The sequence below is a fragment of the Pedobacter sp. 01T416_2 genome (genome assembly GCF_056398925.1).
Genome location: NZ_JBFTQI010000018.1, coordinates 1 through 21,665 on the forward strand (window position 1 = coordinate 1; position 21,665 = coordinate 21,665).

At 37.7% G+C, this 21,665-nt stretch carries 20 protein-coding genes and 1 pseudogene; 8 read left to right on the top strand and 13 right to left on the bottom strand.

Annotation, left to right across the window (positions count from 1 at the left end):
- The coding region (locus tag AC1DPQ_RS01640) for an HlyD family secretion protein (protein WP_477607660.1) at positions 1-1,019 on the top strand (1,019 nt) is incomplete at its 5' end.
- A gap of 64 nt (positions 1,020-1,083) precedes the next feature.
- Positions 1,084-3,273, top strand: coding sequence for a peptidase domain-containing ABC transporter (locus AC1DPQ_RS01645; protein ID WP_477578408.1), 2,190 nt, complete (start codon positions 1,084-1,086; stop codon positions 3,271-3,273).
- Between the two features lie 43 nt (positions 3,274-3,316).
- Here AC1DPQ_RS01645 and AC1DPQ_RS01650 read toward each other — a convergent pair whose 3' ends face one another.
- The 8 genes from AC1DPQ_RS01650 to AC1DPQ_RS01685 form a co-directional block, all read right to left on the bottom strand.
- Entirely contained in the window at positions 3,317-3,781 is a 465-nt protein-coding gene (locus tag AC1DPQ_RS01650; protein WP_477578406.1) for a 4'-phosphopantetheinyl transferase family protein, read from the bottom strand.
- On the bottom strand, positions 3,771-4,031 hold the full coding sequence (locus tag AC1DPQ_RS01655; protein ID WP_477578404.1) for an acyl carrier protein: 261 nt from the start codon (positions 4,029-4,031) through the stop codon (positions 3,771-3,773). The genes AC1DPQ_RS01650 and AC1DPQ_RS01655 overlap by 11 nt, the downstream gene beginning before the upstream one ends.
- The gene (locus AC1DPQ_RS01660) at positions 4,024-5,301 is read right to left on the bottom strand and encodes a beta-ketoacyl-[acyl-carrier-protein] synthase family protein (RefSeq protein ID WP_477578402.1); all 1,278 of its coding nucleotides are present in this window, start codon (positions 5,299-5,301) and stop codon (positions 4,024-4,026) included. The genes AC1DPQ_RS01655 and AC1DPQ_RS01660 overlap by 8 nt, the downstream gene beginning before the upstream one ends.
- The gene (locus tag AC1DPQ_RS01665) at positions 5,294-5,731 is read right to left on the bottom strand and encodes a 3-hydroxyacyl-ACP dehydratase FabZ family protein (RefSeq protein WP_477578400.1); all 438 of its coding nucleotides are present in this window, start codon (positions 5,729-5,731) and stop codon (positions 5,294-5,296) included. The genes AC1DPQ_RS01660 and AC1DPQ_RS01665 overlap by 8 nt, the downstream gene beginning before the upstream one ends.
- 18 nt (positions 5,732-5,749) lie before the next feature.
- A complete protein-coding gene (locus tag AC1DPQ_RS01670; RefSeq protein WP_477578398.1) occupies positions 5,750-6,802 on the bottom strand; it encodes a type III polyketide synthase in 1,053 nt (350 codons plus the stop codon).
- On the bottom strand, positions 6,799-7,512 hold the full coding sequence (locus AC1DPQ_RS01675) for a methyltransferase domain-containing protein (protein ID WP_477578397.1): 714 nt from the start codon (positions 7,510-7,512) through the stop codon (positions 6,799-6,801). Before AC1DPQ_RS01675 ends, AC1DPQ_RS01670 begins: the two co-directional genes overlap by 4 nt.
- A gap of 3 nt (positions 7,513-7,515) precedes the next feature.
- Positions 7,516-8,643 carry an NAD(P)/FAD-dependent oxidoreductase gene (locus AC1DPQ_RS01680; protein ID WP_477578396.1) on the bottom strand — a complete coding sequence of 376 codons (1,128 nt, stop codon included), beginning with the start codon at positions 8,641-8,643 and terminating at the stop codon, positions 7,516-7,518.
- A gap of 361 nt (positions 8,644-9,004) precedes the next feature.
- Positions 9,005-10,144: a sterol desaturase family protein gene (locus AC1DPQ_RS01685; RefSeq protein ID WP_215125443.1), complete on the bottom strand. Its 1,140-nt coding sequence runs from the start codon at positions 10,142-10,144 to the stop codon at positions 9,005-9,007.
- Between the two features lie 440 nt (positions 10,145-10,584).
- Here AC1DPQ_RS01685 and lpxK point away from each other — a divergent pair, with 440 nt between their 5' ends.
- Genes lpxK through AC1DPQ_RS01700 form a run of 3 tightly spaced genes read left to right on the top strand, consistent with a single transcriptional unit; the run spans position 10,585 to position 14,441 of the window.
- Complete coding sequence (lpxK, locus tag AC1DPQ_RS01690; protein WP_477607662.1) at positions 10,585-11,646, top strand: tetraacyldisaccharide 4'-kinase; 1,062 nt, start codon at positions 10,585-10,587, stop codon at positions 11,644-11,646.
- Entirely contained in the window at positions 11,618-12,433 is an 816-nt protein-coding gene (locus AC1DPQ_RS01695) for a purine-nucleoside phosphorylase (RefSeq protein ID WP_029275454.1), read from the top strand. The genes lpxK and AC1DPQ_RS01695 overlap by 29 nt, the downstream gene beginning before the upstream one ends.
- A 1-nt stretch (position 12,434) precedes the next feature.
- Entirely contained in the window at positions 12,435-14,441 is a 2,007-nt protein-coding gene (locus AC1DPQ_RS01700; protein WP_477578393.1) for a putative porin, read from the top strand.
- Between the two features lie 66 nt (positions 14,442-14,507).
- Here the strand turns inward: AC1DPQ_RS01700 and AC1DPQ_RS01705 are convergent, their stop codons facing one another.
- Both AC1DPQ_RS01705 and AC1DPQ_RS01710 read right to left on the bottom strand, forming a co-directional pair.
- The gene (locus AC1DPQ_RS01705; protein WP_477578391.1) at positions 14,508-15,248 is read right to left on the bottom strand and encodes an outer membrane beta-barrel protein; all 741 of its coding nucleotides are present in this window, start codon (positions 15,246-15,248) and stop codon (positions 14,508-14,510) included.
- Between the two features lie 285 nt (positions 15,249-15,533).
- Positions 15,534-16,715, bottom strand: a complete 1,182-nt coding sequence (locus AC1DPQ_RS01710; RefSeq protein WP_108198204.1) for an asparagine synthetase B — start codon at positions 16,713-16,715, stop codon at positions 15,534-15,536.
- Positions 16,716-16,948: 233 nt separating this feature from the next.
- Here AC1DPQ_RS01710 and AC1DPQ_RS01715 point away from each other — a divergent pair, with 233 nt between their 5' ends.
- Both AC1DPQ_RS01715 and AC1DPQ_RS01720 read left to right on the top strand, forming a co-directional pair.
- Entirely contained in the window at positions 16,949-17,410 is a 462-nt protein-coding gene (locus AC1DPQ_RS01715) for a peptidylprolyl isomerase (protein WP_029275450.1), read from the top strand.
- A 147-nt stretch (positions 17,411-17,557) separates the two neighbouring features.
- A complete protein-coding gene (locus tag AC1DPQ_RS01720; protein ID WP_057932097.1) occupies positions 17,558-18,100 on the top strand; it encodes a DUF5606 family protein in 543 nt (180 codons plus the stop codon).
- Positions 18,101-18,160: 60 nt separating this feature from the next.
- On the opposite strand, the gene AC1DPQ_RS01725 is transcribed toward AC1DPQ_RS01720, so the two are convergent.
- Entirely contained in the window at positions 18,161-18,289 is a 129-nt protein-coding gene (locus tag AC1DPQ_RS01725; RefSeq protein ID WP_256449212.1) for a hypothetical protein, read from the bottom strand.
- Between the two features lie 64 nt (positions 18,290-18,353).
- Positions 18,354-18,653 (bottom strand): annotated as a pseudogene (locus tag AC1DPQ_RS01730) (23S rRNA (pseudouridine(1915)-N(3))-methyltransferase RlmH); the annotation flags it as partial.
- Positions 18,654-18,775: 122 nt separating this feature from the next.
- On the opposite strand from AC1DPQ_RS01730, the gene AC1DPQ_RS01735 reads away from it, so the two are divergent.
- A complete protein-coding gene (locus AC1DPQ_RS01735) occupies positions 18,776-20,590 on the top strand; it encodes a MutS-related protein (protein WP_477607664.1) in 1,815 nt (604 codons plus the stop codon).
- 160 nt (positions 20,591-20,750) lie between these two features.
- Here the strand turns inward: AC1DPQ_RS01735 and AC1DPQ_RS01740 are convergent, their stop codons facing one another.
- Positions 20,751-21,635, bottom strand: coding sequence for an AraC family transcriptional regulator (locus tag AC1DPQ_RS01740; RefSeq protein WP_477578385.1), 885 nt, complete (start codon positions 21,633-21,635; stop codon positions 20,751-20,753).
- Positions 21,636-21,665: the final 30 nt, after the last annotated feature.

Genomic DNA, 21,665 nt, shown 5'->3' on the forward strand with positions numbered 1-21,665 from the left:
CAGTAAGCGTTAAKGGGAATGGTTCTTTGCAGAGTAATATCGAAAGAACAGAACTGCTGGCACCTGTGGCTGGGAAAATTACCCTGATTAATTTAACCGATAACAAAAAAATAAAAAAAGGACAACTCCTTTTAAATATAGACCCTACTATACCTGAAACACAAAATTTGATTTTGAATAATCGTTCTGGTGAATTAAAAAATTTATTAAATGATGCGCTCCTCGTTTTAAAACTGGTCGACTTAAGCAATGCAGGGACACCTGCATTGCAAACCGGCCTGTATGCGGCAAGCTGGCAACAATATGCGGAGCAGATTCAGAATGCACTAAATGCACGCGAACAGGCCTACAAAATTTATAAAAGGTATGAAACATTGTATACCAAAAAGGTTGTTACCGAAGCAGAGTATGAGCAATATAAGTTTAATTACGATCAGGCACTTTCTGATTTTAATCTGGTGGCTAAAAAGTACAAAACACAATGGCAAACAGAATCTAATCAATATAGAAAAGAATTAAAAGATCTTGATGGTCAGAAAATCCAGCTAACCGAGCAGGAGAAATTATATCATTTAACCGCAGGGGTATCCGGAACGGTGCAAAATCTATCAGGTTTACAATTGGGTTCGTTTATTACCGCCAATCAGAAAATTGGCGAGATATCGCCAGATAGTGCTTTGCTGGCCATCTGTTATATTAAACCTGCTGATATCGGTTTAATTAAAGCTGGCCAAGCCGTCAGGTTTCAGATCGATGCTTTTAACTATAACCAATGGGGTTTGCTTGCCGGTTTAGTAGCCGATATTTCTGACGATATTATATTGATTAACCAAAGCCCTTATTTTAAAGTGAAGTGTAAATTAGACAAGGATTATTTAAAGTTAAAAAACGGTTATAAAGGGCAGGTAAAAAAGGGGATGACCTTTAACGCGCACTTTACTATTGCAAAACGAAACTTGTATCAATTGCTTTATGATAAAGTTGACGATTGGTTAAATCCAAATGGAGTTAAAAGCTAAAAGACCAAAGCAGAAAATTTTCAAATCTCACATCACCAGTCTCAAATCTCACATCTTCCTTCTAATGTCTACACTAATAAAACAACGCGATATTACCGATTGTGGCGCCGCTTGTTTGGCATCTATAGCTGCATTTTATAAATTAAAGATGCCCGTTGCGCGCATCCGCCAATTGGCCAGCACCGATCAAAAAGGAACCAATGTTTTAGGTTTGATAGAAGCGGCCAACAAACTGGGTTTTGAAGCAAAAGGGGTAAAGGGTAATTTAGATAGTCTTTCTAAAATTCCATTGCCAGCCATTGCGCATGTGGTGGTAAAGAAGCAATTGCAGCATTATGTAGTTATTTATAAAGTAACCGATAAATACATTGAAGTAATGGACCCGGGTGACGGGAAAATACACCGCAAAACTATTGACGAATTTACAAGTGAATGGACAGGTGTACTGGTTCTGTTGTTACCTGATGAGGGTTTTAAGCAAGGCAATGAAAAGGTTGATACCAGAAGCCGTTTTTGGAACCTGATTAAACCGCATAAAAGTATTGTAACGCAGGCACTTTTTGGTGCTTTAATTTATACCATTCTTGGACTATCTACCTCAGTTTTTGTTCAAAAAATAACCGACCATGTTCTGGTAGAAGGTAATCGGAACCTGCTTAATTTAATGAGCTTAATGATGGTGGCCATTTTAGCGCTACAATTATTTATTGGAACGGCTAAAACTATTTTTACAATCCGCACCGGCCAGCAGATAGATGTCCGATTGATATTGGGCTACTACAAACACCTCTTAAAACTGCCTCAGCAGTTTTTCGATACCATGCGGGTGGGCGAAATTATCTCGAGGGTAAACGATGCCGTTAAAATAAGGGCTTTTATAAACGATGTTTCCATTAACCTGGTTGTAAACGGCTTTATTGTTGTATTCTCTTTTATTTTAATGTTCAGTTACTATTGGAAACTCGCCTTAATGATGTTGGCTGTAATTCCATTGTATTTATTGATTTATTTCATCAGCAATAAACTGAACAAGAAAATGCAGCGCAAGTTGATGGAGGAATCGGCCAAGTTGGAATCGCAATTGGTTGAGGGCTTAAATAATGTAGCCACAATTAAAAGATTTGGCCTTGAAAGGTTTACCAACGAAAAAACAGAAACTCATTTTATTGGCCTGCTCAGAACAATTTATAAATCAGGATTAAACTCAGTTTTTTCTGGAACATCAACCGAGGTTATTGCCCGTATGCTCACTATCATCTTGCTTTGGGTGGGTGCAGGTTATGTTTTAGATGGCGAAATTACCCCTGGGGAATTATTTTCTTTCTATACGCTTATTGGTTACTTTACTGGCCCGGCTACTTCCTTAATTGGAGCAAATAAATCTATCCAGGATGCCATAATCGCCTCTGATCGTTTATTCGAAATTATGGACCTGGAGATTGAACAAAATTCATCGAGTATTTTCCTTACGAAAGAATTAATGGGCGATATCAGGTTTGAACATGTAGCCTTTAGATATGGCAGTCGTGTAAATGTGTTTGAAGATCTAAACCTAAAAATTAAGGCTGGAAGTTTTACTGCAATTGTAGGGGAGAGCGGATCTGGGAAGTCTACCTTAATGTCGTTACTTCAAAATATTTATCCCATACAATCGGGCAATATTTTTATTGGTAATCATGCGCTTAAGTATTTGAACAATGCCTCTTTAAGAAATTTATTAAGCGTTGTGCCGCAAAAAATTGACCTTTTTGCAGGAAATGTAATCGAAAATATTGCCATTGGCGATTATGAACCAAATATGCAACAGATTATTAGTATTTGTACACAACTGGGGATTATCAATTTTATTGAAGCTTTGCCAGAAGGTTTTCAGACATATTTAGGTGAAAACGGAGCCTCTTTATCAGGCGGGCAAAAACAAAGGATCGCCATAGCAAGGGCACTGTACCGCAATCCTGAAATTTTAATTCTGGATGAAGCCACTTCTTCTCTGGATTCGGCTTCGGAGCAGTATGTGCAGCGAACAATAGACTTGTTGAGGATGCAAAAGAAAACAATCATCATCATTGCGCATCGGTTACCTACGATTAGAAAAGCTGATCAGATTATTGTATTAGATAAAGGAAAGGTTGTAGAAGAGGGAAGCCATACAGAAATGATGATGGCAAATGGCCATTACGCCAATTTATGGAAACAGCAATTTGGTGATGATGACTTAACGAGCTTAATGATACCCTCTTTCTATAAGAGTTGACAACTTTTCTTGCCTCCTTGCTAGTAAGTTGTCAACTCTGGAATTAATACACCAAAGCCAAATATTGTCCATGGTGACTCACACAACCTGGTTTAGTGCATTTATAATCACCTGGATGATTTGGTGATTCGTAAATGGTTACTTTAATTTCTTCTAGCTCACTAGAAACAGGGGCAGCAATGGTATGGATGTATTGTAGCTGTATATCGCTTTTAGTGAAATATGTATCGTTATCTATACTTACTGTGCCTTTTACCTGATCGGCGTTTGGATAAATAATGCAGTTTAAACTTTTAGGGGCGAAATTTCTGATTCCGGTTTTACGGTTATAAATTTTATAAGCCGATTCTTTCATACTCCATAACAGCCATACCATTTCATCAGGTCTTTTTGCTGATGAAATCAGTAACTGTTCTTCGGCGGTGAAAATTTTATCGAGATAATTTTTACGCCTCCAGTTACTTTGGATTTTAGCCAGATCCAGATCAACGATATCGTTACCCAGCATGCGCTTCCAGTTTTTGAGCTATAATTTCGGTGGTCGCTTTTACTGTAAGCATTTTAGCCATCGAATCGTTGTCTATTTCGATATTGAATTTCTCTTCAATATCTAAAACAATATCAACCAGGTTGGCCGAATTTATTTTTAAATCGTTTATAAAATCGGTGTTTTCGTCAATATGTGCCAAGGCTGATACCTCCTCGCTGTAAGGTTCAACAATTGTTTTTAAGGCTTCGATGATCTCTTCTTTATTCATGGGTATATTTTTTAAAAATAATGCAGGCGTTAATATCACCAAAACCAAAACTGGCTTTAGCTAAGATATTAATTGGTTGTTGAATTAAAGTTTGTGGAATGCATTTCGCATCAATTAAAGCGGTAATCTCGGGACTTAGGTCTTCGCAATTAATATTGGGAAAAATAAATCCTTCTGAAAGCTCAAGCATTGAGGCCACGCATTCTATGCTCCCAGATGCTACAATACAGTGGCCAATCATACCTTTTACAGAATTGATATACGGAAAATCATCGGCAGGTAGTTGTAGTGCTGCTTTCCAGTTTTCTATTTCCAGGGCATCTTTGGTTGTTGCGGTAAGATGGCCATTAATCACATCGATTTCCTGAGCTTCAATACCCGCATTTTTTAATGCTGTTTGGATACATCGCTGTACAGCGGTAGGATTTGGCGCAGTCATAGTACCTGAGCCCCGCTGACCGCCAGAATTGACATGGCCGCCGAGCACTTCGCCATATATCTTGGCTTTTCTAGCCATTGCACTTTCGAGCGATTCTAATACCAAAGCACCTGCGCCGCTTCCAGGTACAAAGCCACTTGCCGTTTCGCTCATAGGGCGGCTACCTTTTTCCGGTTCATCATTGTGTTTAAAGGTGCAAACTTTCATGGCATCAAAACCGCCCCAGATATAAGGGCCGCTATCGCTTGTACTTCCTGCTAACATTCTTGTAGCCTGACCTGTCTTAATTCTTTCGTAAGCTAGCAATATACTTTCTGCTCCTGTTGCACAGGCAGATGAGTTGGTGCTTACCTGATTACCTAAGCCGAGCTTGCCGCTGATAAATGCACTTACGCCGCTGGCCATGGTTTGTATCACTACAGAACTTCCCAGTTTTTTGATTTCAAGCGCATCTATTTTATTAATTGCCCATCTGAATTTATCTATACCCGAAGTGCCTGCTCCGAAAATAGTACCGCTATCCCAGTCGGGCTCTTCATTGTTTTCGATGGTTAAGCCCGCATCTTTCCAGGCATCCAAACCAGCAATAACACCATATATAATTCCTGAACTGTTTAGGTTTCGTAATTCAAGAGGCGTAAAATATTGGCTGATCCGCTCTTCGCTAAGTACTGGCTTGCCTGCTATCTGACAAGAGAAGTTTAAGGCTTCCAGATCGGGCTGATGGCGGATGCCAGAAAGCCCTTTTTTTATGGCATCCGAAAACTCATCAATGGTAGTGCCATTGGGTGCGCATACGCCTAAACCGGTAATTACGACTCTGTTACCCATTTTTTTTTGATATTAACATGCCCGAAATGCTGCCTTTGCAAATCATTTCGCCTGCTGCATTTTCCATTTTTACTTTGCAACTCAGTTTATTAAACCTAAAATAAATTTTCTCACTCGTTACCGTAACCTGCTCACCAGGGTAAACCGGTTTTAGAAAGTCAATAGTGTTTGACGTCATGGCGATGGATATATTTTGATCAATTTCTTTTAAAAGGTAAATGCCTAAACAGACCAATCCAATCTGCGCCATGGTTTCGGTGAGGATCACTGCCGGCGTTACCGGATGGTCTTTAAAATGCCCCTCATAAAATGGAAGGTTTTCAGGATAGGTATATGTCCCGATTACGCCGTTTTCGTCAACATGCAGCAACTCATCAACAAATAGAAAAGATTTGCCGTAAGGGAGTTTAGCTAGGATCTCTTTTTTCATTAGTGATTAGTTGAAGGATTACCATTGTAAAAGTATGCGCTGTGCCGAAAATCCAGGACCAAAACTTAACATCAGTCCTTTTTCCCCAGGCATTGGCTTTTTATCCATAATCCGTTCTAAAACATAGAGAACTGTTGCGCTGCTCATGTTTCCATAAAGCCTTAAAACTTCTTTCGTTTCGTCTATATTTTTGCCAAGCCGGCCAAATAATTCTTCAACAATCTGGATAATCTTTTTTCCACCCGGATGAAAGATTAAATGGTTTATATTATTAATATCGAGGCCATTTTTGGAAAGAAAAGGATGAATAATATCTGGGAAATGATTGGCAATGGTTTCTGGAACTGCTACATCCAGTACCATTTGGAGTCCGGTATTGGTAAGTTTAAATCCCATCATCTCCTCTGCATCATAAAAATGGTACATTTCTTCAGCTAAAATTTCTGGGCCACTATCTTCTTCATTCGAACTTAACAGTACACAGGCGGCACCATCGCCAAATATTGCTGCACTTACAATGTTGGCCATCGAAAAATCATTTAATTGAAAAGTTGCCGTTGGTGATTCTACCGCAACAACTGCGGCCCGTTTACCGGGATTTGCTTTCAGGAAATTCTTAGCATAAATCATGCCTGATACACCAGCGGCACAGCCCATTTCAGTAACCGGCAGGCGCACGATATCCTGGCGGAGTTTAAGTAAGTTGATCAGATAAGCATCTAAAGAAGGGATCATGATACCGGTGCAGCTCACCGTAATGATGTAGTCTAAATCCTGAGCCTGCCAGTTGGCTTTTTCGAGTGCGGTTTCCAAACATTTGGCACCCAGCTTTATCCCTTCTCTTACATAAATGTTGTTTCGCTCCTCAAAACTTAAATCACTAAAAACCGCTTCGGGCGACATGATCGAGTATCTTTTATCTACCGCGGCGCTTTCAAAAATCTTTTTTACCTTTCGGATAAAGCGATCATCCTGATCTTTTAGCCAAATATCTAAAAATGTTAAAATTTCAGCGGTTGACCTCCAAAATTCGGGTAAGGCTTTACTTACAGCTTTTACGGTTACGCTCATATTGTTTTAATTATCCATTGATAGCGGAAAGCCCATTTCCATTTTATTGAACTCGATTTTAGCTTTAATTGTTTGGTGTATTGAAGCAAATCTGCTCTTTTAAACCCGCGCAGAATTGATACCAGTCCATCTTCTCTCGACATATCATTTAAACGGAACACATAACACAAAGCCTTAAACAGGTAATATGCTAGTGCACTTCTTTGCAGGTCGTTGATCACAATGCCCATTTTGGCCGATCTTTTAAAATTTTCCAATAAATCAATAATCTCTTCATCTTTAAAATGATGTAGTGTTAGGGTGCAGAGCATAATATCGCAAGGCTCTGTTTTACTTAAATCATCAAAAATATCGCAGCAGGTGTAGGTGATATTCGGGTAGTTTTTAGATAAACTTTGCGCATGATTTATAGTGTATCTATTGCCATCTATCCCTTTTAAAATAAAATGTAAACCTTGTTTATTTGCATAATCTGCCAAAGTGCGCAACATATCTCCATTTCCACAACCAATATCAGTAATACGAATAACCTCGTCCTTTGGTTTGCTGGTGATTAAGCTCTTAACTCCTTCTAGTGTAACTTTATTACCACCAAGGAGCTGATTGATGCTGGCTATTTTATCCAGTGCATCGCGTAATATCTCACCTTCCATAGCAAAGTCATCCATAATCTCCGGTGCTGTGCTTCTATATGTGGTATCTACTGGCATTTATTATAAAATCTTGATCGGTTTACCATGTGTCTGTTTAATTATTTTATGGAGAAGAAAGGGCATTTTAGTCAACGCACTCATGGCCAAACTTTCGAATTTATTGTTCCTAAGCAAAGACGATAATACGCTGCCCACTTTTAAGCGGCTTTTGAATTCCTTGTTCCAGTGTAAAGTATAAGTTTTTTCCAATGCTGCACGCGAATTAATTTTTCCCTCCATTCTTTGATGCAAAAGTTCTGAAACAATTTTGGCACTGTGGATGGCCATGGCCATGCCATTGCCACAAAGTGGATGAATTAATCCGGCAGTATCGCCAATCATTAAAATATGGTTATACACAGGTTCTTTAGTTTCGAAAGAAATCTGACTGATGGTTAATGGTGCATCGAATAAACAGGTAGCATTTTCGAAAATAGTTTTCAAATGTCTATTTTTATAGAGTGCGTTTTCCTGGAAGGCAAGCAGGTTTTTGTGTTTTTTGAAACGCTCATAGTTAGCTAGGTAACAGATATTCAATCGGTCATTTTCAACCTTCGAAACGCCACAATAGCCACCTTCAAAATTATGAAGGCTTACCAGGTTATTGGGAAAATCGGCTTTGTAATGGGCTTTAACTGCCAGGTATGGTGATTGTTTATTGATGAAATTCCGGTTTAGCTTAACATCAATTGCTGACCTTTTTCCATAAGCGCCAATAACGTAAGCTGCAACAAAAGCGTGGTTTGTGGTTGTTACTGTAAACTGATTATTGGCAAAGTTAATCTGTAAAACGCGATCATGAATTACGTTTATTTTTCTCCTGATCAGTTCGGTATAGAGATAATGATCGATGGTGTATCTGCTTAAACCAAAGCCGCCAAGGGGTAATTTAGTTTTTATGCTTTTGCCAGAAAGGGAAGTGAAAAGCAGTTCGCTTATTAATGTGGGTGCCAGATTTTCAATATCCAGACCGAGCCATTCAAAATAAGGGAGCACCTCATTCGAAATATATTCGCCGCAAACTTTATGGTGAGGATAGGTGTCTTTTTCGATCAACGTAACATTTAAACCCGCCTTATTCAAGTGAAGTGCAGCTGTTAAACCTGCCAATCCACCACCAATAATTAAAATTTCTGTTTCGGCCCGCATATGATAAGATGGAAATCTAAGATAACATTTAAAATTCGGGTTTGTTCCATTTAAGCTTCTTTAACCACTGAGATCATGGAGAGAAAAACAAAGAGGGCACCGAGTTGGGGGGCAATGTGCTGTCCGAACAAGGTGCTGTCAGATGTTACCATCTGACAGTTTCGTTTGCGCTCGTTTCCAAACGAGCACAGAAATAGTTATACGATTCCATCGTTTAAAACGACAAAATGAGGTTGTATCATAAATATAGAATTGTCATCCTGAGCCTGTCGAAGGACCTATTTAAATGCCCTTCAAAGCATTTCGACAAGCTCAACGTGACAAGGTCGAATGGAATCAGAACTTATGGATACAGCCTCATTTATCTATCGCTTCTTTCTTCCATATTTAAATCGGTATCAAAAGGGCTTTTTGTAAATGGATAAATGGATTGTTTAACAAAACCTTTCGGATATGAAGCTTCATGTACACCTGTTCCGGCGGGCCATTCTTTGCCAGGTAAATAATAGGTGCCAAACATCATATCAATAAAGGGAAATATAGAGGCGAAGTTATGGCCATAATATTTAGGGTCTTCGCAATGGTGCCAATGGTGATATTGGGGCGTAGTAAAAATGTATTTTAACGGACCAAAATTAATCCTGGTGTTGGCATGGATGAGTACCGCATGTATCGCAATAAATATAATGTACACATTGAAAACGGTAGATGAAAAGCCCAAAACATAAAGTGGGATAAAAGTCATTGCCCTGGTGAAAAATATATCAATAAAATGGGTACGGCTTCCAGCCAGCCAATCCATATTTTGTGTTGAATGGTGTATGGAATGGAAACGCCATAAGGATACCCGGGTATGGAAAAAACGATGTGCCCAGTATTGAAACAAATCGGTACTGAAAAAAGCCAAAAACAAGGCCACTATAAATGGGAGACCCTGTACCCAGGTGTGCAATTTATCTAAACCTATCCAACCGAAAAATAATACGGCAGGTTTTTGGGTTACAATGCCAAAAAACTGAATAAATAGGTGACTGATTACAAAATAGGTTAAATCGGTACGCCATTCTTCATGGAATTTGGTTTGCTCATTATTTTTTGGAAAAAACAATTCTAAAGGGACAAAAATGGCAACCATTAATAGAAGATCTAAAATCATCCAATCAAGGCCAAAATGCCAGCCCGATTTGGCTACATCTCTACCTTCTACACTCAAAGCACCCAATATTACAGCTAAAGCACCGAGTGCAAAGCCTGGCCAGGCCCATTTTAGTTTTTTACTGAGGATTAAACTTAACAGTGAAAAGAAGAATGCTGCAATAACGCCTCCAAGCATTAGGGCTTCCATACTGTTTTTTGTGTAAATTTCGCGGAATTCGGGCGTGGTTAACTTTTCTGGATAATGAAAACAGAGAATGCCAAATAAGGCCAATACGGCTAAAAAAATAGAAATATATCCACTAATCTGGCCTTGGCCCACTACTAATCTTTTGTTCGGAGACATTAAAATATGTTTTGGTAGATAACAATGATAATAAAAAAAGATAAAATATGGTCGAATAACTTTTGCTAATTGGTTAACTGACTATAAATGCTCTTGTCCAAACAAGTGTTGAAATAGTTATGCGATTTATCCTTTGTAAACGATGATTGTTTCTTTTAGAAGGTTCAAAACCTTTAATAGTAGCACGGTTGCTTCTAATTAAACGGGATTGCAGTGATACACTTTTGTTTTTCTTCAAACCAAAAGGTTTAGCGGAAAGCCCGACTATCATTAATTATAGTACTGACACTGCTTTTCTAAAAAATCTTTAAAAATTTAGCTTTCTAGTTTGCAATTATGCTCATTAACATAAATTCTGACAAACCATTCATCTAGTTAACGGTTGCTTAACTGGGCCATGCCTTTCTTTTTTAAATAATCAGTATTTTTGAAACCACGATATGCTACTGAACTATCTACGCCTTTTACTGCTTCCTTTTTCGATCATTTATGGAATGGCTATTCTTCTCCGTAAAAAACTTTATGATTGGGGATTGATGCGATCTGTAAAGTTCGATTTGCCGGTAATCTGTGTAGGCAATTTAGCCGTTGGCGGATCAGGCAAAACACCAACAACAGAATATTTAGTGAAGTTGCTGGCTGGTTATAAAATCGCCATACTAAGTAGGGGATATGGCCGGAAAACGAAAGGTTTTATTGTTGCCGATGGCGCTGCGACGGCCGAAACGATAGGAGATGAGCCATTACAGTACCATCAAAAATTTACAGGTATTACCGTTGCTGTTTGCGAAGACCGTGTAAATGGGATTAAGCAATTAAAAGAGAATCATGATTTAGTAATCCTTGATGATGCCTTTCAGCACCGCGCGGTAAGGGCAGGTTTTAATATTGTGCTTTTCGAGTTTAGAAAGTTGGGTACTTTACAGTTTTTGTTGCCGGCGGGAAATTTAAGAGATGTTTTCTCCTCGCGTAAAAGGGCCGATATATTATTGGTCACAAAATCACCGGTTCCTTTGTTACATGTTGCCCAGCAAGCCGCTATAAATGAACTGCAGCCAAATGCCAATCAACCAGTATTACATTCTTATCTCAAGTATGGCCATCTTATCCATTTATACCGTAACGAAAATCGCACGCTCGAGTCGATTAGAGATTTCGAAATTTTCCTACTCACCGGAATTGCAAATCCAGCTCCATTAATAGAAGAGCTTGAAAAATATACTAAAACCATTAAACACGAAGAATTTCGGGATCATTATGCTTTTAAAAATGATGATATTAAGAAGTTTAAATCGTTTTTTTTGGCAGGGACTAAAAAAGATAAAATCATTATCACAACAGAAAAGGATAGCAAGCGTTTAAGAGCTACCGGATTTGAAGATTTACTGGTAGATTTACCTGTATATTATTTACCCATAGAGGTTGAATTATTTGAAGAAGATAAGATTACCTTTGACGAACTCATTTTAAACTATGTTAAGAGCAATAGAAGAAACCGTTGAATATATAAAACGWAAAACAGAGAACTTTAAGCCAGAAATAGGGATTATTTTAGGTACTGGCTTGGGTGGCTTGGTAAAAGAAATCGAAGTTGAGCATCAATTGATGTATTCTAATATTCCAAATTTTCCAATTTCTACTTTAGAATTTCATAGTGGGAAACTGATTTTTGGAACATTGAACGGAAAGAAAATTATTGCCATGCAAGGGCGCCTACATTATTATGAAGGTTACAGCATGCAACAGATCACCTTCCCGGTTAGGGTAATGAAAGGTTTGGGTATAGAAAACTTAATTGTATCTAATGCTGCGGGCTCGTTAAATCCTGAGTTTAAAAAGGGCGATTTAATGATTATAGACGATCATATTAATCTGCAGCCTGATAACCCATTGCGTGGTTTAATCGAAAGTGAATTAGGGCCCCGTTTCCCGGATATGAGCCAGCCCTATAAACGCGATATCATAGCTAAAGCGCTGGAAATAGCTAAAGATGTAGATATTAACTGTCATAAAGGGGTATACGTTGCCGTTTCCGGACCGAATTTAGAAACCAAAGCTGAGTATAAATATCTGCGTTTAATTGGCGCTGATGCCGTTGGTATGAGTACCGTGCCTGAGGTTATTGTGGCCAATCACGCTGGTTTACCTGTTTTTGCCATCTCCGTGTTAACGGATGAGGGTTTTCCGGAAGATCTGCAACCTTTTAATTTAGAAGAAATTTTAGCAGCAGCCGCCAAAGCCGAGCCTAAAATGACGGAGATTTTAACCCGCTTAATTTCTGAACTATAAGATGCATAAAGTCGTTAAAATCTGTTTTTTTCTCTTACTGCTGTTAGGCATTAACAAAACCTTTGCACAAGATTTAAAAACAAGTGTTGGTACCAACAAAGAATTGGATTCTGTTCGGAAGAAACTAGACTCGGGGAAGGATTCTGTCGTTTTTACCGCAAAATATATCAGGTTTACCAAGCTGTCATTAACTAAAGACAGTATTGTGTTGCTGCCTTTAGATACCTCAACTACCAATATCCAGAATTACAGCCCGCTTTTACAGCCCTTGCACCCAACCATAAACAATGGTAATATGGGCTTGGCAGCAAGGCCATTATTATACGAGCCAAGTAAAAGGATTGGCTTTGACGCAGGATTTCATTCACTTGATTATTACGCTTTAACGCCTGAAGATATTATTTACTATCAGGCCAGAACCCCTTTTACCAGCTTGTATTTTGTTAGTGCCGGACAAAAAGAGCAGCTTTTTAGAGCCATCCACACACAGAATATAAAAAAAAACTGGAATGTTGGGGTTAATTTTAACCGTGGAGATTCCAGAGGCTTTTACGCCAGACAACGTGGCGATAATTTGAATGTTGCCGTATTTTCATGGTATCAATCGCCAAGCAAACGTTACAATATGTGGGCATCGGCAATTTTTAATACCATGCGTGCCTACGAGAATGGCTCTACCGTAGCTACAGGTTTATTCGACCCTGATTATGCCAAAATTGCAAGAGAGGCAGAACCGGTAAATTTATCAGACTCAAGAAATTTGTACCGTAAAAACACCGTTTTCTTAAAGCAAACTTATTATGTAGGAAGGATAGATACCTCTGCAAATGTTAACAATGCTGTTTTACCAACCAACAAGGTTTCGTATACGTTTGAGTATAATAACGACAGCTTCGATTTTTACAAAAATGGAACGGATGTTAATCATGTACTGCCTCCTGGAATTGCGAGCACAATATTTACGAATGATTCGACCCATGTAAAACATATCAAAAATGAATTTATTTATAGTTTCTTTTTAAGACCAAAAAATAGTTCGGTTATAAAAAATGAACTGAAGGTTGATGCGGGGATTAAACACGATTATTATAAACACGAATATCTTGGTATAAAACAAGATGCAACCAATTACGAGCGCAGTAGGTTTGCTTATCAAAACATTACCATTTTAGGTGCAGCGGGCTACCGGTTCTCTAATAATATCGATTTCAATTTAGATGTACAGCAAATTTTGCAAGGTGAAAATGCAGGCGATTACTTATATGAGGCAAAAAGTAAAATACTTTTAGGTAAAACTATAGGAAGGATCGAGTTGGGTGCTTATGTACAAAACCAATCGCCAGCGGCTATTTTTAATTACTATCATGGCAACCATTACCAATGGACAAACAGCGATTTTAAGAACACTAAAATTGCCAATATATCATTTAACTATATCAATGATAAGTATGGTTTTACTGCCGGAGCCAAATATTTCTTAACCAGTAACTATGTTTATTTTGCCGCCGACCATACCGATGGTACAACTGCCATTTTACCAAAACAGGCTTCTGCCGATATTAGCTTAATCAGGTTGGATGTATCAAAGAAATCGAGGTTTGGTAAGTTTGTGATGGAAAATTATATCGCTTATCAAAAAACAGATAAAAATGCAGTGTTAAGAACACCTGAACTTTATACTTATAACAGTATTTATTTTGATAATACTTTTTTTAAAGTATTAAAGGCTAATGTGGGATTTGATGTAAGGTACAATTCTGAATATGCAAACTACTTATATTCACCTGCAACAGCGCAGTTTTATATTGATGAGCGCAATCCAACAAACCTGGCTTCAAAACCAGTAATTGATGTCTTTTTTAAAGCAAATTTAAAAAGGGCCAATATTTTTGTTAAATATGATTTTGTAAATCAGGGTTTATTCCAGCCGGGTTATTACACTGTAAACAGGTACCCCATGCAAGATGCCCTATTAAAATTTGGGGTAAGCTGGAACTTTTACGACTAAATAATAAAGCATAAAAAAGCCTCCCGATTTAATAATCCGGGAGGCTTTTGCTTTAAGGCCTTTCGCTTAGAAAGAATAACCAACTGAGAAACCTAACACGCGGTTAGTTAATTTATTGGTATTAGCCTGTCTGTCTTTCGGAGTCAAATCTGTTAAACCTAAGCCATAGTTAGCACCTACTAAAAATCCTGAATTTGTGCGGTACGCTAAACCAAAGTTTGCACCAAATTCGGTACTGTTATAATTTTTATCGCTGGCACTACCAAACGATAGGTCTCTATCATTAGAAGTCGTAACAGTAGCACTGGTATTGTTGGAGTTGTTCACTGTTGTAACCGTGTTTTCTCCTTTGTCTTTACCTGAAATGTTAAAACCGATATACGGACCAGCACTGATCTGAACCGCGCCGGCATCACCAGTAGGAATTCTGAATACTGCATTTACGGGTACCTCAATCGCCATTAAATTGGTTTTAATAGAAGAGGTGGTCGTAATGGTATTGTTTCCTGCGGTTGCTGTATTTACGGATTCAAATTTATTACCCTTGTTCTGTAATGATACGCCTGGTTGAATGAAGAAATTATTTCCTACACCAAAATCACCAAATGCGGTCACATTGAAGCCAACATTGTTTTTTGCATTATCATTAAAATTATTGGCTGCGGCATCATCGCCACCAGCGTGAAACTTTGAAAGGTTAACGCCAGCTTTTATTCCAAAGCGAGCAGTTTCACTAGTCATTTTTGTTTGTGCAAATGCACCTGTTGCTAATAATAAAACTGAAGCGCTTAATAATAACTTTTTCATAATATTTTTCTTTTAGAAGAATCTTGTTTAAAAATTTCAGGCTTAAACCTGCTGTTAATTACAAGCCTCAATTCCAAAAGCTGTGCCAAAGTATCAAGTGTGTTACAAAAGAGTGTGTAATGTATTGGTTTTCAGTATGCTTTTTGCGGTATTTAAGTGTGGCTATGATGCAAATCAGAAATGCCGTTAAGCATAATTTACTGTATAGATAACAGGAATATAGCGTAGGGGTTACAATTTTTTAAACGGGAAAGAAATAATACCAAAAGCTAAATCTCTTATAAATTATGTTTTTTGTGGTTTCTTTTTCGCGGCCGGAAAAAGAACATTATTTAAGATCAAACGATAGCCAGGTGAATTAGGGTGTAGATTTAAATCTGTTGGCGGATCGCCTACAGCATGTTGATAATCTTCCGGATCGTGCCCGCCATAAAAAGTAAACTGACCTTTGCCAATTTCTCCATGTAAATACCTTACCTCTGCAGCACCTTTATTTTCACCCAAAACAGTTACACTTGTTTTAACTAAACTCTTTCTGAAAGCTGTGGTTTGCCCCATAAAACCTTTAATCACCTTATCATGATCTTGGGTAAGCATGGTTGGAACAAGATCCCATTTGGCCGAAAAATCGAATAAAGTAAAGTAATCGTTGGTTTGGTTCAGTGTACGGGTTTGAGTAGCGTCGATATCCGAAAATTCATAGTTCATTGGGTTGTTATCTAACTTGAAATTCTGGAAGGCTAAGGTTTTATTAAAATCCAGTTTACTTTGTGCATTTGGATCTGCAGCATCACCATCAAACATTTGAGCGCAAATATCTACCCCATCAGCAGCAAGAGCAATGTCGAAACTATCAGTGCCTGAGCACATTGCAAATAAAAAGCCTCCACCAGCACAATATTCTTTAATGTGTTTGGCAACGGCTAATTTCATTTCAGAAACCTTTTTATAACCCATGCGCTTAGCTAGGGTTTCCTGGTTTTTAACATCTTCCTGGTACCAGGTTGCATACCTGAAATTAGCCCAGAAACGGCCATACTGCCCGGTAAAATCTTCATGGTGCAAGTGTAGCCAATCGTATTTGCTCAATTTATCCTGTAAAATATCATCATCATAAATTACATCGTACGGGATTTCGGCGTAGGTTAAAACGAGTGTAACGGCATCATCCCAGGGTAATTTGCTTTTTGGAGAGTAAACCGCAATTTTTGGTGTTTTCTCCAGCTTAACCATCTCCATATTCACCGCAGGATCGCTGATTTCGTTTAAAAGGTTGGTTACCTTTCCATCGGCCATTACTTCGTATGATACGCCACGGATTTTAAGCTCGTCTTCAACTGTTTTATTGTATTTAATTAAAAAACTTCCGCCGCGATAGTTTAAAAGCCAGTCAACCTCTAGTTGTTTGCTGATTGTCCAATAGGCAATACCATATGCTTTAAGGTGGTTCTTTTGGTCTTCATCCATGTAAATTAACAAAGAAGAAGCCCTTAGCCCCAGGGAGCAAAGCAGGCAAATGAGCAGGATATAATATTTCTTTATCAAATCGGTATGCTTAAAACACTAAAATACCGCATTTAAACTGTATAGAAAAATTTAATGATGTTATAAGTTATACAATTTTGTTATTTTTGCCCTCTACTAAAAAAATACGATTGTTTTTTAGGTGAGTAAAATTTAAAATTAGTACCGATATTGATATGAGTAAAGCAATAATAAAAACAGAAAAAGGCGAAATGACTGTAGAATTCTACGATAATGATGCGCCGAAAGCCGTTGCAAACTTTAAAAAATTAGCTAAAGAAGGCTTTTATGATGGTGTAACTTTTCACCGTGTAATTCCTAACTTTATGGTTCAGGGCGGATGCCCAAATTCAAAAGACCCGGCTAAAGCACATTTAGCAGGTACTGGTGGCCCAGGTTACAAAATTGATTGCGAACTGGACGGAGAAAATCAATATCACGATCGTGGTGTTTTATCTATGGCTCACGCTGGCCGCAATACTGGTGGTTCACAGTTTTTTATTTGCCACAGCAGAACAAATACCGCTCACTTAGACCGTAACCATACTTGTTTTGGTAAAGTAGTTGAGAATGTAGACCTTGTAGATGATATTCGCCAAGGTGATAAAATTTTAAACATAGAAGTTTTAGAAGATTAGTGCGCAATGGGTTTGGCGATAAGCGTTTAAAGCGCTAATACCAATTGCTCAATATTGAGGTTTTAAAACATTAGAAAACGCGATGCGTTTGGCGGTGAGCGTATTACAACGCTAAACTCCAAACACTAACCGCTAAACACACATAATATGAATTTAAGAGGAATTGTTGCCGTATCTGGCAGACCGGGTTTATTTAAACTGGTTGGACAAAATAAAGTAGGTTACATTTTAGAAGGCTTAGATGCTCAAAAAACTAAAGTTGTTGCCAACATCACCAACACAAAATTAGCTTCGTTAGAAGATATTACCGTGTATGGCGAAGATGAGGAAATTAAATTGGCAGATATTTTTGCTAAAATTTCAGCAAAAGGATCTACTCCGGATTTGAAAGGCGATTTACGCGCTTATTTCCTTGAAGTAGCACCAGGTCACGATCAAGAGAAAGTTTATGCTTCTGATATGAAGAAAATTATCACTTGGTATAACTTATTAAAAGACCTGCCATTGTTTACTGAAGAAACTCCGGAAACTCCGGGTACACCAGCAGAGGTTAAGTTATCAGAAGAAAAAGCAGCTTCAGATAAAAAACAAAAAGCTACAGGATCTAAAGCATCAGCAAGTGCTAAAGCAACTACTAAAACTTCAGCACCAGCTAAAAAAGCAAGTATGACCAGTAAAAAAGGCGTTTAAGCTTTATTTACCCAAATTATAGCGAACACCAGGCAATTTGTCTGGTGTTTTTTTGTGGGGTTAATCGAAGAAATAATAAAGCAAAGCTATAATAACCAATGATGCAATAATGCTGATCCATAGGTATTTATTGTTGCCGTTCTGATTGCTTTTATATCTGTATTCCCGTTTATATTTATCTAATAGCATAATTTCTTTTATTTAATGATGATTTTTATTCGCCTTTTCCATAGCTCATTCACATTGTCCATCTCTAAGCGTGATGATAAGGTTCTCCTTTTAAAATGCTAAATCCCCGGTAAAGCTGCTCTACAAAAAACAATCTGATCATTTGATGAGAAAAGGTCATGTCAGACAGCGAAATTAATCCGTTTGCCCYTTTGTAAATGGTTTCATCAAATCCATAAGGCCCGCCAATAATAAAAATTAAATGCTGTATACTACCAACCATCTGTTTATTTAAGTAGTTTGAAAATTCTACGGATGAATATTTTTTTCCTTTTTCATCTAATAAAATAACAACATCGCCATTGTTAATTTGTTTATGCAGCATAATCTTCATTTAATATTTTGCCTATCTTTAGAATTTCGAGATTCAAACTTAGAGAAAATTGTAACAAAAAAGACAATCTATCGATCTTATACCTTCGAAAATATATACACCGAAGCGATATCATGTTAAAACAACAAGCAGAAATAATAGCCGATTACGATCAAAAAATTAAACAGGTTACCACTGATATAGCAGAGACCAAAAAAATAATCGATCAACTTTCTTTCATCCGGATAGGCCTTTTTCTAGCCGAAATTTTATTTTTTGTTCTACTATTACGTTCTGCGGATGATGGATTACGCACATTAMTTCAGCTTGCATTATTGGTGCCAATTATTGCCTTTGCCTTTATTGTACGGAGGCAAAGTAAGCTAGACCGCGAAATCGATTTTAAAAAGCAACTCTTGTGGGTTTATCAGAATGAATGGAATGTTTTAAACGGAACAGCGAATGGTTACGATCACGGTAAGGCTTTCGAATCCGAACTGCATCCCTATACTTCCGATCTTGATATTTTTGGAAATGCATCTCTGTTTGCACTGATCAACCGTTGTAGTACCAAAAGCGGAAATAACCTCCTGGCTAAAAAATTCGCAGAGAAACCGACCAGAGATAAGATATTACTCCGCCAGGAAGCCATAAAAGAAGTAACAGATAAGATAGCAGAAACTTATAGTTTCAGGGCTAATCTGCATGGTTACGACCCCGATAAAATAGAGCAGATTAAAATACAGCTTAAACACCAATTGGGTGCACAATTGGAATTTGTAAAGAGTAGTTTTTTGAGGTTTTATGTAAAGCTGGTGCCTTATATTGCTGTTGGTTTAATTTTGGCGGCACTTCTTATTAGCGCTGCTTTTTGGAAAATACTGGCACTTCTATTTGTAATCCACACGGGATGGAATGTTTTATTGGGCTCAAAAATTAACAAGGTTTTTTACACCTTTGGTGGAAGTTCAAATCTGTTAAACGGTTATGCCAGCGCTATTTTATGGACAGAGAATCAAAACTGGCAAAGTTCATACACCTTAAGTTTATTAGATTCAAAAATCCCGGTAAGCAAAGAAATTAAGGGCCTATCTAAAATTATCCAGAATTTTGATGCCAGGCTAAATATCCTGGTTGGTGGTATATTGAACGCACTTTTACTTTGGGATTTAAAGTGCTGCATCAGTTTAGATATTTGGTATAAATCTTCATCAGAGGATGTGATTTCGGCCCTTGACCATTTAGGCGATTTTGAAGAGCTGATATCATTGGCCACAACAGCCTATAATCAGCCAGATTGGGTTTTTCCGGTAGTAGCCGATCAATTTGCATTGGCCACCACCCATATTGGCCATCCGCTTATTAACCAGCAGGTTCGGGTGGATAACGATTTTCATTTAGAAGCAAAACCAACTGTAGATATTGTAACGGGTTCTAACATGGCCGGCAAAAGCACTTTTCTACGTACTTTGGGTATTAATATGATATTGGCTTACACTGGTGCACCGGTTTGTGCGAAAACCATGCAATTGTCGGTTTTTTCGATCAATACTTATATGCGGATTAAAGATTCGCTGAACGAAAGTACCTCAACTTTTAAGGCAGAGTTAAACCGCCTGAAAATGATTTTAGATAATGTAGTTAAAGACAAAGATACTTTTGTATTGATTGACGAAATGCTGCGTGGTACAAACAGTAGGGATAAATATTTGGGCTCGAAGGTTTTTATACAAAAGCTGATTAGCGAAAAAACACCTGCGCTTTTTGCTACACACGATTTGCAACTGGCAGATCTGATTATCGATCACCCCGAAACCGTCCGTAATTTCCATTTTGATATCCAGATCACCGAAGGTGAAATGAAATTTGATTATTTACTAAAACACGGACCATGTAAGACTTTTAATGCAGCTATTTTGCTAAAGGAAATTGGTTTAACCTTAGATTAATTTTTAATAAATTCCATGGTGTTGGATATGGCTATTTTCGTGGTGTCAGATGTTACCATCTGACACATAAGAGGTTTAAATGATAATTATAAATAAATATTCTGGCAGATGGTAACATCCTACTGCACATCTAACATCCTGCTGCCCACAAAAAAAAACATCAATTAAACCTATTATCACGGTATTGTTTCGGCGAAATGCCCATGATACTTGAAAAGAGCCTGCTAAAATAATAAGGATCGTTAATGCCGACTTTTTGTGCAATTTCGTTAATCCGCAGGTTGGTGAACAATAAATACTGTGTTGTTTTCTGAATTTTGAGCTGGTTAAAATAATCGATAGGTGAGGTTCCGGTTTTCTTTTTAAAAATGGCCGATAAATAGGAAGGTGAAAGGTAAACAGCCAGTGCCATTTCCTTTAAACTAAGCATCTTTTCAATATTTTTCCGCATAAAATCTATAACCTCTTCAACTTTATCAGGTTCCATAATTTTATCGTTAACGAGATGTTTATCGGTATAAACAACTTCAGCAATGTATTGGTGAAAACATAAATTGGCATAAATTATATTTTCTCTACTAAAACCTCTTTCTAATCGGTTGTAAATCGTATCGAACAACATATTCCGTTCTTCACTAAAACCCGCATAAGCCTTATAATTCTGTAACGAAGCAACCAATTGATCAGCACCGGTTCCCGAAAAATGGAACCAATAAATAGTCCATGGTAACGCTGGGTCGGCTTGGTAAGTATGTGCTGTTTCTTTCGGAATAATAATAAAATTACCTGCTTCAATATGATAATTAGTATCCTGAAATTCTACGTTTCCCTTTCCTTCTACGCAATAAATCAAAATATGCTGATCTGAACCATTATTTCTTTTTATATAGTGATTCAATGCCTTACGGTAATAACCAATATCGGTAATAAATAAATTGTTTATGATTTCATTTTTAGTGCACTGTTTTATAAGTACATTCTTGGGAATGATAAAGGCTTTTTGAAAATCAAAACTATTTTTCTGTCCTACTTGGCGTTTCTCCATTGTGATTCTTAATAAAAAGTAAGATAATCC

Coding starts and splice junctions, on each gene's coding strand:
- AC1DPQ_RS01685 (WP_215125443.1), bottom strand. CDS start 10,144: ATGTCTCCGAACAAAAGATTAGTAGTGGGCCAAGGCCAGATTAGTGGA.
- AC1DPQ_RS01725 (WP_256449212.1), bottom strand. CDS start 18,289: ATGCTATTAGATAAATATAAACGGGAATACAGATATAAAAGCAATCAG.
- AC1DPQ_RS01720 (WP_057932097.1), top strand. CDS start 17,558: ATGAATTTAAGAGGAATTGTTGCCGTATCTGGCAGACCGGGTTTATTT.
- AC1DPQ_RS01715 (WP_029275450.1), top strand. CDS start 16,949: ATGAGTAAAGCAATAATAAAAACAGAAAAAGGCGAAATGACTGTAGAA.
- AC1DPQ_RS01650 (WP_477578406.1), bottom strand. CDS start 3,781: ATGCTGGGTAACGATATCGTTGATCTGGATCTGGCTAAAATCCAAAGT.
- AC1DPQ_RS01740 (WP_477578385.1), bottom strand. CDS start 21,635: ATGGAGAAACGCCAAGTAGGACAGAAAAATAGTTTTGATTTTCAAAAA.
- AC1DPQ_RS01655 (WP_477578404.1), bottom strand. CDS start 4,031: ATGAATAAAGAAGAGATCATCGAAGCCTTAAAAACAATTGTTGAACCT.
- AC1DPQ_RS01700 (WP_477578393.1), top strand. CDS start 12,435: ATGCATAAAGTCGTTAAAATCTGTTTTTTTCTCTTACTGCTGTTAGGC.
- AC1DPQ_RS01665 (WP_477578400.1), bottom strand. CDS start 5,731: ATGAAAAAAGAGATCCTAGCTAAACTCCCTTACGGCAAATCTTTTCTA.
- lpxK (WP_477607662.1), top strand. CDS start 10,585: ATGCTACTGAACTATCTACGCCTTTTACTGCTTCCTTTTTCGATCATT.
- AC1DPQ_RS01705 (WP_477578391.1), bottom strand. CDS start 15,248: ATGAAAAAGTTATTATTAAGCGCTTCAGTTTTATTATTAGCAACAGGT.
- AC1DPQ_RS01710 (WP_108198204.1), bottom strand. CDS start 16,715: ATGGATGAAGACCAAAAGAACCACCTTAAAGCATATGGTATTGCCTAT.
- AC1DPQ_RS01645 (WP_477578408.1), top strand. CDS start 1,084: ATGTCTACACTAATAAAACAACGCGATATTACCGATTGTGGCGCCGCT.
- AC1DPQ_RS01670 (WP_477578398.1), bottom strand. CDS start 6,802: ATGAGCGTAACCGTAAAAGCTGTAAGTAAAGCCTTACCCGAATTTTGG.
- AC1DPQ_RS01680 (WP_477578396.1), bottom strand. CDS start 8,643: ATGCGGGCCGAAACAGAAATTTTAATTATTGGTGGTGGATTGGCAGGT.
- AC1DPQ_RS01660 (WP_477578402.1), bottom strand. CDS start 5,301: ATGGGTAACAGAGTCGTAATTACCGGTTTAGGCGTATGCGCACCCAAT.
- AC1DPQ_RS01675 (WP_477578397.1), bottom strand. CDS start 7,512: ATGCCAGTAGATACCACATATAGAAGCACAGCACCGGAGATTATGGAT.